This is a genomic window from Pseudomonas sp. SWRI81 (genome assembly GCF_014268545.1).
GTDB lineage: Bacteria > Pseudomonadota > Gammaproteobacteria > Pseudomonadales > Pseudomonadaceae > Aquipseudomonas > Aquipseudomonas hamedanensis.
Genome location: NZ_JABWQS010000073.1, coordinates 1 through 12,625, shown reverse-complemented (window position 1 = coordinate 12,625; position 12,625 = coordinate 1). Strand labels below are relative to the sequence as shown.

The following is a 12,625-nucleotide window of genomic DNA, read 5'->3' as shown; positions in this document are numbered from 1 at the left end:
TGTGGGAGGGGGCTTGCTCCCGAAGGCGGTGGGTCAGTCAGCATCGATTTCACTGACCCGGCGCTTTCGCGAGCAAGCTCGCTCCCACAGGGAATCGTGGCTGGTCGCCTTCAGACAAACACGATTTCATACGGCAATCGCATCCGCTCCAGCAGCACCGGCGGCAGCATCGGGGCGATGCCGATGGCCGGTTCGCCCTTGAGCTGGCTGGCGTAGGCGTGGGTGGCGTGGCTTTTGCGCGCAACCGTCCAGGTGTCGAGGCGCAGTTTGCGTGCGCGTTCCCAGGGGATCAGGTGCTGGTCGCGCTCCGGCCAGTGCCAGGCCCACACCGGGACATCGTGGTAGCTGGCCGCGCAGTGTTGTGCTGCGTTGAAGCTGGCACGACCGACCACCTCGTGGTCGCTGTTGCGGTCTCCGCGCCAGGTGCTGAACACCACGTCGCCGGGCCGCAGGTAGCGGCTGATGAATTCGGTCAGTTGGGTTTCCTGGTCGCTCAAGGCGCTGTCGGCGAAACCGCCGCGCACCCACTTCAGGCTGTGCATCGGCAGACCGAGACGGCGCAGCGCTTCGACGCTTTCCTGGGGACGGAACACGCTCAGGCGTTTTTCCGACCATTGGCGCGAGCCGGGATGGCTGGCGCTGCCATCGGTGATCGACAGCAGTTGCAGCGGATGGCCGAGACTGGCGAGCAACTGCAACAGGCCGCCGCAGGTGACTACTTCGTCGCCGGGATGGGGTGCGATTACCACGGCGCGCGCACCTTCGGGCACCAGGCTGTGGGTATTGATGACGGGGATGTTGGCGAGTTGCGGCGCGCTGTTCCAAATCTGCGCCGGCAGGCCGTGGTCAGTGATTAACGGTTTCATGAGTGCGACGTCCTTGTTGTGTCCCGCCTCTGGTCGGTGCCGAAAACGCTGGCCGCGAGCCGAAGAGGCAAATTGATTGCAACTGTGCAGTGCTCCGACCCTTGGATTACCGCGAGCAGAGTATTGCTCAAGACACGGGATTCGTCGCGTCACAGATCAATCTGATACGCATTTTTTTGCGCCAACTGCGCCCGGTTACGCAAATGCTTACAGAAATCGCCCGCCACCGGCGGGCGCTGGCTCACTCGTTCTGTCAGTCCTCTTCATCGCGCTGCAGTTCAAACAGCAACAGCGAGCGCCCGGTGACCGAATATTCGTGGCCGAACTCAAAACGCTCCTGACCCCGGACCGAAGGCTGGTTGGTGTCGACCATGCAGGTCCAGAAACCACCGTCCGGCACTTCCGGCAAGACAAAATTGACGATGTCGTGGTGCGCATTGACCACCAGCAGCAACGTCGCATCGCCACCCTTGCGGCGGATCCCGGTTTCCTGCGCGCGACCATCGAGCAGCATGCCAAGGCAGCGGTTGTGCGCGTCATGCCAGTGTTCGGTGGTCATTTCGGTGGCGTCCGGGGCCAGCCAGGTCACGTCCTTGACGCCGATGTCCTCGTTGTACTCACCGACAAGGAAACGCCCGCGCCGCAGAATCGGGTAAGTCAGGCGCAACTTGATCAAGCGTTTGACGAACTTGAGCAGGGCCTTGCCGTCCTCGCTCAAATCCCAGTTGACCCAGCCGATTTCGCTGTCCTGGCAGTAGGCGTTGTTGTTGCCGTCCTGAGTGCGGGCGAACTCGTCGCCGGCGACGATCATCGGCGTGCCCTGAGCCAGCAGCAGGGTGGCGAAGAAGTTGCGCATCTGCCGGTGGCGCAGCGCATTGATCTCGGGATCGTCGGTCGGGCCTTCGACGCCGTGGTTCCACGACAGGTTGTTGTTGCTGCCGTCCTGGTTGTTTTCGTCGTTGGCTTCGTTGTGTTTGTCGTTGTACGACACCAGATCGTTGAGGGTGAAGCCGTCGTGGGCGGTGACAAAGTTCACCGACGCATACGGCCGCCGGCCGCGCTGGTTGAACATCTCCCCGGAGGCAGTCATGCGGCTGGCGAAATCGGCGAGCTGGCCGTCGTCACCTTTCCAGAAGGCACGCACGGTGTCGCGGAACTTGTCGTTCCACTCGACCCAGCCCGGCGGGAAGTTGCCCACCTGATAGCCACCGGGGCCGCAGTCCCACGGTTCGGCGATCATTTTCACCTGACGCAACACCGGGTCCTGACGGCAGGCGACGAGGAAGCTGTGGCGCTCGTCGAAACCGTCGTGATAGCGCCCGAGGATGGTCGCCAGATCGAAACGGAAACCGTCGACGTGCATCTCACTGGCCCAGTAGCGCAGGGAGTCGGTGACCATCTGCAAGACGCAGGGATGGCTCAGGTCGAGGGTGTTGCCGGTGCCCGAATCGTTGATGTAATAGCGCTTGTCGTCAGGCATCAAGCGGTAATAGGAGGCGTTGTCGATACCGCGCATCGACAGGGTCGGCCCTTGCTCGTTGCCCTCGGCGGTGTGGTTATAAACCACGTCAAGGATCACTTCCAGATTGGCGTCGTGCAGGTGCGCGACCATTTCCTTGAACTCGGCGATCTTGCCGCTGGCCAGGTAACGCGGGTCCGGGGCGAAGAACGCGATGCTGTTGTAGCCCCAATAGTTGGTCATGCCCTTGTGCAACAAATGCTGGTCATTGACGAACGCGTGGATCGGCAGCAATTCGACCGTCGACACGCCGAGTTTGCGGATGTGTTCCAACACATCGTCGACCATCAACCCGGCAAACGTGCCGCGCACGTTTTCCGGCACCGAAGGGTGACGCATGCTGATGCCGCGTACATGGGTTTCGTAAATGATCGTCTTGTCCCACGGCACGCTGACGCGGTGGTCGTTGCCCCAAGTGTGCGCCGGGTCGATGACTTTGCACTTGGGCACGAACGGCGCGCTGTCGCGTTCGTCGAAACTCAGGTCCGCGTCCGGGTGGCCGATGGTGTAGCCGAACAGCGCTTCGGACCATTTGAGCTCGCCGACCAATTGTTTGGCATACGGGTCGATCAGCAATTTGTTCGGGTTGAAGCGGTGACCGTTGGCCGGGTCATACGGACCATAGACGCGGTAGCCATAGATCAGCCCCGGATGCGCATCGGGCAGATAACCGTGATAAATCTCGTCGGTGTATTCCGGCAGTTCGATGCGTTCGAGTTCGACTTCGCCGGTATCGTCGAAGATGCACAGTTCGACCTTGGTGGCGTTGGCGGAGAACAAGGCAAAGTTAACCCCCAGGCCATCCCAGGTCGCACCGAGCGGGAAGGGCAGGCCTTCACGGATTCTCGATGGCTCGGCTTGCGCAGCGGGCTCGGCTTTTTTTGGACGGGTCATGATTGCTCCTGCAAAAAAACGGGGAAATTCTGTGCTGACATAAAACCCTTGTAGGAGTGAGCCTGCTCGCGATAGCGGTCTATCAGGCTTCATTGATGTTGCAAGTCAGATCGCAATCGCGAGCAGGCTCACTCCTACAGGGGGGGTGTGTTTCTTCAGGGCGAGTGCACCCTCGGTGGCAAGCGTGCTCGCCACACAGTGGTTCAGTTCAATACTCGGGGTGGCGTCAGATTGCCGGGGGCTTGCGCGGTGCTCGCGGCTTTTTCTCGGCAGCCTTTTCACCCGGCGGCGCCACTTTTGGCGTGGCGGCAGGTTTGGCCTTGGCCACGGGTTTGGCCTTCGCCGCCGGGGCTTTGCCGACGGGGGCTTTGTCATCGGCGGTCTTGGCGGTCGCTGCCTTGCCGGCGGTCTTGCTGCCAGCGGCCTTCGGTGATTTCTTCGGTGCCAGCGCCTCGGCTTCGGCGAGTTTGCGCGCCATTTCCCAATGCCGTTCTTCCTGGCCTTCAGGTTTACCTTCCGATTCCCAGATCTGATACGCGAATTCGCGGATGCGTTTATCGTCGGTGCTCATCGCAATGCTCCTGAACTGAACTCATGCTTACGTTAAGTGTTGGATAAAGAGATTGACCGGGACCTCCCCCAGCGCGTCGGCGACATTCAGCGCCCTGTTTTTTGTGACTGCGCCGCTTGCGAAAAGTCCCTTCAGGTTTGTTCCGCAAGCGTCGAACGGTAGAACCACGTGCGTATCGCCCCAGCGCAGCGCATCAATGCGCGGTACGGCACTGTTACCCAGCAAAGTGGCGCCACGCACCGGCACGATGACAATGGCCTGCGTACCTTCGTGCTCACGGGCGAACGCCAGCACGTTGTGCGCCTGCTCGCCGAGTACCTCCAGCGCCTGATAGCTGCCGTGGCGAAACAGCTCGGCATGTTCGGCGCGCAGGTTTAGCACCTCGGCAATCAGCGCCTGCTTGATGCGCCCGTCACGCCAGTCGCTCAGCAGTGCGTCGAGCGGCGCCTGTGCCTGCAAGGCCTGCTCGCGCGCGGCATAGTCCACTGGCCGACGATTGTCTGGATCGACCAGACTGAAGTCCCAGAACTCGTTGCCCTGGTACAGATCCGGCACGCCCGGCACGGTCATGCGCAGCAAAGTTTGCGCCAGACCGTTGAGTGCGCCGGCGGCGGCGATGCTGTTGACTGTCTTGATCAGTGCGGCGCGCAGCAGTTGACCTTCGTCGCCGGTGAGCAGTTTTTCGGTGAACGCCTGGGCGGCGTTTTCATACGCCTCGTTCGGTGCGCTCCAGCTGCTTTGCAGCTTGGCTTCGCGCAGGGCTTTCTGTTGCCATTGCCAGATACGCTGGGCGTAGTCGGCAAACCCGGCCTGATCGCCTTCGTGCAGATCCAGCGGCCAACTGCCGATCAATGCTTGATACAGAATCAGCTCATCGCCGCTCGACGGCAGTTGCTCATCGCTGCGCACCGGACGGGCGAGGGCGCGCCACAGTTCAATCTGCTCGGCGTACCAATGGCTGCGCTCGCTGAGCACGGCCAGACGCGCGCGGGTGTCTTCGCCGCGTTTGTGGTCGTGGGTCGCCGTCGCCAACAGGTTGTCAGGGAAGGCCTGCAGGCGTTGCTGGTTGACTTGATGAAAATCACTCAGCGGCGCGCTGAACTGTTCAGTGTTATAGCCGACGTCATTGCGCGACAGCAGCACCGCCGAGCGATACAGCGCGGTGTCTTCGACGGCTTTGGCCGCCGCCGGAGAGGTCAGTTGCTGGAAGCGTACGCAGGCGTGGCGGAGGATTTTCCGTGAACGACCACGGGGTTTGCGCCGCCACGGCGTGCCGCCCAGCCAGTCGGCCACGCAATCAAGCACGGGCCAGTCGCCTTCGCCGAGGGTCTGCCGCGCACCGTCCATGGCTTGCTGGAAAAATACCTCGTCCTGGGCCGAACGCCCCAGCGCGCTGACGTAGGTGCGGTACACCGGAAAGTGCACGATCAACGCCTGCAACACCCGGCGGATCGCGCCAAGGGTGAGGTCGCGGGTCATCAGGTCGTCGCGGGCCACTTGCAGCAGGGCCTGAGCGACGCTTTCGCAATCGCTGGCGAGCGAGCCATTGAGAATCTGTTGGCGCGCCAGTCGGGCTTCTTCGATGAACGCCGCCGGGCGTTCGCTGCGCCGTTGCCACAGCTCGCCGAGTACCGATTCGCCCTCCGGCTCGTGTTGCAGCAACGACAGCTGATTCATGAACTCGTAACCGGTGGTGCCGTCCACCGCCCAGTCGCGACGCAGGGTTTCCCCGGCGCCGAGAATTTTCTCGACATAGATCGGCAAATGCCGGTCCGGCGCTAGGCGGTCGAGGCGGCGCCGCAGTTTGCGGCAATAACCGCGCGGGTCGGCCAGGCCGTCGATGTGGTCGATGCGCAGGCCGTCGACCAAGCCTTCGGCGATCAGCTGGAAGATCTTGCCGTGGGTCGCTTCGAACACGGCCGGGCGCTCGACGCGCAGGCCGCCGAGTTCGTTGATGTCGAAAAAACGCCGCCAGTTGATGTCGTCGGCGGCCGTGCGCCAACTGGCGAGGCGATAGCTCTGCCGTTCGAGCAACTGATGCAGATTGTCGAAGCCCTCTGCAGTGGTCGAATCGTAACGCGTGAGGTTTTGCTCGATCGCGGCAAGCAGCTGAGGATCGCTGGCCAATTGCTGCAGCTCCTGCTTGAGCGGGATCGACAGCGAATGCGCGTCGGTCTGGTAACTCAGGGCACTGAAGCGATCGGCGAGCGGTTTGAGCGCGTCATCGCCCTTGAGCAATTCGCCGTAATCGTTCGGGCAGATCGGAAAGTGATGCTCGTAATGCTCGACATGGAAGCTGCCCTTGTGCGCGTTAAAGTGCAGCTTCAACGTGCCTTCCTGCAATGCCACACCGTAATCGCTGCCCAGAAACGGCAGCAACAACTGGCCTTCCATCAGCGGGTCCGGCGAATGCCACTGAATATCGAAGAATTCACCGTAGGGACTCAGCCGTCCCCACTCGAGCAGGTCGAGCCACCACGGGTTGTCGCTGCCGCCGACGGCCATGTGGTTGGACACAATGTCGAGGATCAAGCCCATGTTGTGTTCGCGCAGGGTGCTGACCAAACGGCGCAACGCCGCTTCGCCACCCAGTTCAGGGTTCACTTGGGTTGGATCGACCACGTCGTAACCGTGCATCGAGCCGGCGCGTGCCGCCAGCAGTGGCGAGGCGTACAGATGACTGATGCCTAGCCGGGCGAAATACGGCACCAGCGGCACCGCCTGTTCGAGGGTAAAGCCTTTATGGAATTGCAGGCGCAGGGTGGCGCGCACTGGCTGGATAAGCGTCTGGTTCATTGGTCACGCTCGGCAGCCTGAAGACGCGCGCAGGCCAGCAGCTCCAGACGGCGCGCGGCATCGGGGTCATCGAGCAGCGCCTCGCTGGTGCCCGGCAGGCGTCGCGACCAGTTCGGATGAGTATCTGTGGTGCCCGGCAGATTCGCCTGTTCGTTGATACCCAGGGCATCTTCCAGCGGTAACAGCACCAGTGGCGCGCGGGTATGGCCGAGGAAACGCACGCTGGCATCGACCACCTGGTCGGCCTCGTGGGACTCCTCGCGAAAGTTCTGCGGATCCTGGCTCAAGGCATTGCGCAAGCCTTCGCGCTCACGCTGACGGTGCTGGCGCCATTCGATTTCGCCGTTGGCATCGACCAGTCCCAGGCGCGCGTTCCAGTCGATATCGCGGCCATGCCACCAGCCGTTGAGCGTCGGCAGGTCGTGGGTGCTGGTGGTTGCCAGCGCGTTGTCCGGCCAGTCGAGAATCGGCTTGAAGTGGGTGTTGTCCTGTTCGAACAGCAGCACGCGCATGCCGAGAATCGAGCGTGCGGCGAGCTTTTCCCGCAGCCCTTCCGGGACCGTACCGAGGTCTTCACCGAGGACGATCGCCTGATGACGATGGGACTCGAGGGTCAGCAGGCGCAGTAGATCGTCGATCGGATAATAGAGGTAGGCGCCATCGGCGGGGTCGGCGCCGTTGGGAATCACCCACAAGCGTTGCAGGCCCATCACATGGTCGATGCGCAGGCCGCCGGCGTGAGCGAAATTGGCGCGCAGCATGTCGATGAAGGCGCGAAAGCCGTTGCGGATCAAGCCTTCGGGAGAGAACGCAGAGATGCCCCAGCCTTGCCCCGCTCGGTTGAGAATGTCCGGCGGTGCACCCACGGTGAGCGAGGCAAGCAGCTCGTCCTGAAAACTCCAGGCCTGGCTGCCGGCGCCATCGGCACCCACCGCCAGGTCGGCGATCAGGCCAATGCTCATTCCGGCGCTGCGCGCGGCGGTCTGCGCACGCTCCAGGCAACGGTGGATCAGCCACTGGCAGAACGCGAAGTAGCCGATGCGCTCGGCATATTCCTCGGCAAACGCGCTGAGGGCGGCGCCTCGTGGGTCGTGCCATTGCTCCGGCCATTCGCGCCAGTCGAGGCTTTCGCCGCGGGCCGCGCGCATTTCCTGAATCGCTTCGAAGCGGCAGTGATTTTCCAGCGCTTCGCCGCCGGTATGGCGAAAACTGGCGAAGTCCGGGTGCAACGGGTGGTCACCGACGATAAAGCCGTCGTACAACGCCTGCAGCAATTTCTGCTTGGCCTCGGCCGCGGCGGGCCAGTCAATCAGCTTGAGGTCTTCGAGTTGGGCGAATTGTCCGGTCAGGCCGGCGGCGTCAATCGCGTCGCGCAGGGCACGTTCGCCAAGAATCGCGCCCGGCGCCGCATACAGCGGATTGAGAAACAAACGGCTGGACGGCGAATAAGGGCTGTAGCGCCCGGTGTCGGCGCTGAACATGGCGTGCAACGGGCTGATCGCCAACGCGTCGGCGCCGCGTTCGCCCGCCACCCGAACGAGTTCCTCAAGGGCCTGGGTATCACCAAAACCGCCGTCGCCGGGGCGCCGCAGCGAATACAGTTGCGCGCTCAGACCCCAGGCGCGCGGCACCGGGCTGTCCACCGCGTCACCGACGCTGAAGCAGCGCTGCGGTGCCACGGCCAGGGTGAAATGCTGATCGGCGATGTGCACGTGCTGATAGCCGACCGGAATCAGCCCTGGCAGGATCGCCTCGGAGTCGAGTTTCAGATTCAGGCGCGAGCCGTCCTCCAGATGGATTTCACACGGCGTTTCAGGTGGGAAATAACGCCCCAGATCGACACCGACGCCGACATCGCTGGTGAGCAATGGCGGCAGGTGGCGGTCTTGCTGGGCTGCTTGCAATTCGAGCAGGCTGGTATCGATTTCCTGTGCGGTGTTGGCAGGGTGGCCAAGTCCGGTGAGAACGTTGCGCAGTACCGCCGGGGCGACTTTCTGCTGACGCCCGTTGGCGTCGATCCAGTCGACGGCAAGGCCGGCTCGGCTGGCAAGAATTTCCAGTTGCGCATCGCTCATAGGCGCTCTCCATCCAGAGGTTGCAAAGGGGTTGCGGCCGTGAGGCTGACAAGCGCGCAATACGCGGGCAGTTGACCCGGATCCGACAAGGCGACGGCGGGCGGCTGTTGAAACAGCCACACAGCGTCGGTCTGTGCAGGGTTGACCACTGGCGTGTCACTGAGGTTCAGGTCGATTCGCAGTTCGCTGCCATTGCCCAGACGCCAGCGCGCACTGACTGCGCCGTAGCCCAGCATGCTGGCGCCGAGCGCCTGCGTGCCGGACAGGTTTGGAATGATGTACTGATGGCGCAACTGCAGCAGTTGACGGTACAGCGCCAGGGTCTGTTGTTGCAGCGGCGTGCCGTTGCCGGTCAGCCGGGGTTGCGAGGCGAGAAAGGTTTGTTCGGCGTTGGGATCGGGAATCTGCTCGCGTTTGTGCGGATCGGCAAAGGCACTGAACGCGGCAAATTCATTGCGCCGACCTTCGCGCACCAATTTCGCCAGTTCGCCGTGGTGGCTGGTGAAGAACAGGAACGGTTGCTCGGCAGCAAACTCGTCGCCCATGAACATCAGCGGGATCATCGGCGACAACAGCAACAGCACGGTAGCCGCCTGAACCGCGCGTGGGTCGGCCAGTTGATGCAGGCGTTCGCCAAAGGCGCGATTGCCGATCTGATCGTGGTTTTGCAGGAACAGCACGAAGGCGGTCGAGGGCAGATGTTCGCTGGGTTCGCCGCGCGGTTCGCCGTGACGGGTGATATGGCCCTGGAACACAAAGCCCTGGCTCAGGCAGCGGACCAACTGCTCGGTGGGTTGCGCGGCATAGTCGGCGTAATAGGCATCGGTTTCGCCGGTCAGCAACACATGCAGGGCGTTATGGCCGTCGTCGTTCCACTGCGCGTCGTAGTCGTTTTCCAGCAGGCTGGACTGGTTCAGCTCGTTTTCCACGGTCAGCCAGACATGCCGCGCCGGGTCGACCTGCTGGCGAATGCGCTGGGCCAGTTCTTCCAGAAAGCCGGAATCGCCGATGGCGTGCACGGCATCCAGACGCAGGCCGTCGAAGCGATATTCCAGCAGCCACATCAAGGCGTTCTCGATGAAGAACTCACGCACTTCGCTGCGGCGAAAATCGATCGCCGCGCCCCACGGCGTGTGTTTGTCCTCGCGAAAGAAGCCCTTGGCGTAGCGATGCAGGTAATTGCCGTCCGGGCCGAAGTGGTTGTAGACGACGTCAAGAATCACCGCCAGACCATGGCCGTGGGCAGTGTCGATCAAGTGTTTGAGTTGTTCCGGGGTGCCGTAGGAGGCTTGCGGCGCGTAAGGCAGGACGCCGTCGTAACCCCAATTGCGATCACCGGGGTATTGCGCCAGCGGCATCAGCTCGATGGCCGTGATGCCCAGCGCGACCAGACGCGCCAGATGTTGCTCGACTTCGGCAAAGCCGCCAAGTGCGCCAACGTGCAGCTCGTAAATCACCGCTTCGTTCCATGGCCGACCGCGCCAGGCACTGTGTCGCCATTGATAGGCATGCGGATCGACCACCACGCTGTGGCGATCGAGATCGCCATCCTGCGCGCGGGAGGCCGGGTCGGGCACCTCCATTTCACCGTCGATACAGTAGCGGTAGCGGCTGCCCGCCGGGCAGCGGGTCTTGAGGACAAACCAGCCATCGGCCTGGGGCAGCATCGGCAGCGATGGCCGGCCTTCCAGCTCAACGCTGACGTAGAACGCATCAGGGGCCCACAAGGCGAACTGCGTATGCTCGGCATCCAGCATGATCGCGCCGTGGGGCCAGGTTTCTTGGGTCCGTGACGGCATCTTGGAAACCTCCGTGTTATTTGTGGCTGGCTTTACCCAGTGCCTTGGCCACCAGTTGTTCGTAGAGTTCGGCGTAGGGTTCGACCGCTTTGCACCAGTTGAACGGCGCGGCCATGGCCCGGCAACGCATGGCGTTGAGCAGGTCGGGGTAGGCGAAGACCTTGAACGCACGGCTCAGGGCTTCTCGGTAGCTTTCGACCGTTGACTCATCAAAGAGGAAACCGGTGACGCCGTTTTCAATCGTGTCGGCCAGGCCCCCGGTGTTGCGTGCCACCGGCAGCGAGCCGAAGCGCTGGGCGTACATCTGGCTCAGGCCGCACGGTTCATAGCGCGATGGCATCAGCAGGAAATCGCTGCCGGCAAACATCCGCCGCGCGTCGGTTTCGTTGAAGCCGATGCGCACGCCGATCTTGCCGGGGAAGCGCAGCGCCAGTTCGCGCATGGCTTGTTCTTCTTCCGGTTCGCCACGACCGATGATCGCGATCTGGCCGCCGTTCTGCACGATGTACTCGGAAACCGCCTCGGTCAGGTCCAGCCCTTTCTGATAGACCAGTCGCGACACCACGGCGAACAACGGACCGTTACTGTCGTCAAGGCCGAACAGTTCGCGCACATGGGCGGCATTGATTGCCTTGCCTTCCCACTCGCCGATGGCGAACGGCGCGAACAGATGCGGGTCGGTTGCCGCGTCCCAGCTCTCATCGATGCCGTTGGGAATTCCGCTGAGCAAGCCTTGCTGGGTCTTGGCGGCCAGAAAGCCGTCGAGGCCGCAGCCAAAATCCGGCGTGGTGATTTCCTGCGCGTAGGTGGCACTGACCGTGGTGATGTGGCTCGAATACGCCATGCCGGCCTTGAGGAACGACATCTTGCCGTAGAACTCCATGCCTTCCTGTTGCAGGGCATGGGCCGGAATGCCCAGCTCAGGGCAAGAGCCAAGGCTGGTCACGCCTTGATAGGCGAGGTTGTGAATGGTGAACAGCGTCGGCGTGCGCTGCCCGCGCCAGTGCATATAGGCAGGGGCGAGGCCCGTTGGCCAGTCATGGGCGTGCACCAGATCCGGGCACCAGTGGATCTGTGCGAGGTTGGCGGCGATGTCGGCAGCGGCCAGACCGAGGCGGGCAAAGCGGATATGGTTGTCGGGCCAGTCGCGACCGTTGTTGGCGCCGTAAGGGCCGCCCTCGCGTTCGTAGAGTTCAGGGCAGATCAACACGTAGATCACCAGGCCGTCGGGCATGTCCATGCGCCCGATCTTGCAAGGTGGTAATGCGGCATGGCCACCGAGCTCGCCGATGATGTGGATCGGGTTTTCGCTGTGCATCACTTGCGGATAACCGGGGATCAACACTCGTACGTCGTGCAGATGGGCCATGGCCCGGGGCAGGGCGGCGGAAACGTCACCCAGGCCGCCGGTCTTGACCAGGTCGGCGATTTCCGAAGTGACAAACAATACCTTTTTCTTGTTGGGGTTCTGGCTCGCTACCGGAGCCAGTGTTCGGGTGCCGGGAACGTTGATCTGTCGGCTGCCGGGAACACTGACGGTGCCCTGTTCGCCAAGCGACTGGTGAGCACGCTCTCCCTGAATTTCCAATGCCGCACTGATCATATGTATCTCCCGTTGTGTTGATCTGATTCTTGTCTCTAACAAGCGATGTCCATGGCCAAATCCTGTGGCCGGGCGCAAACGCGCCGCGCATCGGTGAGCAAACGCTACCCAACACGCGCAAGCAGAATGGGTGGTGAGGCCGTTGCAAGGATTACACCAGTCGCTTTCGCCCAGTTGTTCTGATGACCTGTGGCGTTAAGCAAAAGTTTCGACTTTTTTTCCGCGGTGTGACTGAGTGGTTTTGCCCGCAAAAAAGCAGTCTAGGCCAGATCCTAGAGCGGGTCGGCGCAAATGGCTAAATTGTTCGACAATCGGTTGGATCGGAGGGCGGGACCGGTATTTGGTCGGGAAATGCTCCGACGAAGGGCAGGTTTTTCTGATGGAGTGAGCCAAAACGGTGACTGGGCGGTCATGGTTTTGTGCTAGCGGGCGGGGTGACTGCACAGGTTTGGTGCGCAGGTTTTGAGGTTGTGGTGGGTGGGAGGGCGCTATCGCGCGCCGG

At 62.4% G+C, this 12,625-nt stretch carries 7 protein-coding genes; all 7 read right to left on the bottom strand.

From position 1 onward, the window contains the following. Positions 1-110 precede the first annotated feature (110 nt). The 7 genes from HU765_RS26155 to glgA all read right to left on the bottom strand — a co-directional run bounded on the left by HU765_RS26155 (position 111) and on the right by glgA (position 12,123). Positions 111-866 (bottom strand): PIG-L family deacetylase, encoded by a 756-nt coding sequence (locus HU765_RS26155; protein WP_186552173.1) that lies wholly within the window; start codon positions 864-866, stop codon positions 111-113. Between the two features lie 253 nt (positions 867-1,119). Continuing rightward, on the bottom strand, positions 1,120-3,279 hold the full coding sequence (gene glgX / locus HU765_RS26150; protein ID WP_186623953.1) for a glycogen debranching protein GlgX: 2,160 nt from the start codon (positions 3,277-3,279) through the stop codon (positions 1,120-1,122). A gap of 226 nt (positions 3,280-3,505) precedes the next feature. After that, entirely contained in the window at positions 3,506-3,850 is a 345-nt protein-coding gene (locus HU765_RS26145) for a DUF2934 domain-containing protein (protein ID WP_186623952.1), read from the bottom strand. 27 nt (positions 3,851-3,877) lie between these two features. After that, a complete protein-coding gene (locus tag HU765_RS26140) occupies positions 3,878-6,646 on the bottom strand; it encodes a malto-oligosyltrehalose synthase (protein ID WP_186623951.1) in 2,769 nt (922 codons plus the stop codon). Further along, entirely contained in the window at positions 6,643-8,721 is a 2,079-nt protein-coding gene (malQ, locus tag HU765_RS26135; RefSeq protein ID WP_186623950.1) for a 4-alpha-glucanotransferase, read from the bottom strand. Before malQ ends, HU765_RS26140 begins: the two co-directional genes overlap by 4 nt. Further along, positions 8,718-10,520 (bottom strand): malto-oligosyltrehalose trehalohydrolase, encoded by a 1,803-nt coding sequence (gene treZ / locus HU765_RS26130; protein ID WP_186623949.1) that lies wholly within the window; start codon positions 10,518-10,520, stop codon positions 8,718-8,720. The genes malQ and treZ overlap by 4 nt, the downstream gene beginning before the upstream one ends. Before the next feature lie 16 nt (positions 10,521-10,536). Beyond that, on the bottom strand, positions 10,537-12,123 hold the full coding sequence (gene glgA, locus HU765_RS26125; RefSeq protein WP_186623947.1) for a glycogen synthase GlgA: 1,587 nt from the start codon (positions 12,121-12,123) through the stop codon (positions 10,537-10,539). Between the last annotated feature and the right edge of the window lie 502 nt (positions 12,124-12,625).

Excerpts from the sequence above, each read along its gene's own strand:
- HU765_RS26155 (WP_186552173.1), bottom strand. The coding sequence starts at position 866 with ATGAAACCGTTAATCACTGACCACGGCCTGCCGGCGCAGATTTGGAAC.
- glgX (WP_186623953.1), bottom strand. The coding sequence starts at position 3,279 with ATGACCCGTCCAAAAAAAGCCGAGCCCGCTGCGCAAGCCGAGCCATCG.
- HU765_RS26145 (WP_186623952.1), bottom strand. The coding sequence starts at position 3,850 with ATGAGCACCGACGATAAACGCATCCGCGAATTCGCGTATCAGATCTGG.
- HU765_RS26140 (WP_186623951.1), bottom strand. The coding sequence starts at position 6,646 with ATGAACCAGACGCTTATCCAGCCAGTGCGCGCCACCCTGCGCCTGCAA.
- malQ (WP_186623950.1), bottom strand. The coding sequence starts at position 8,721 with ATGAGCGATGCGCAACTGGAAATTCTTGCCAGCCGAGCCGGCCTTGCC.
- treZ (WP_186623949.1), bottom strand. The coding sequence starts at position 10,520 with ATGCCGTCACGGACCCAAGAAACCTGGCCCCACGGCGCGATCATGCTG.
- glgA (WP_186623947.1), bottom strand. The coding sequence starts at position 12,123 with ATGATCAGTGCGGCATTGGAAATTCAGGGAGAGCGTGCTCACCAGTCG.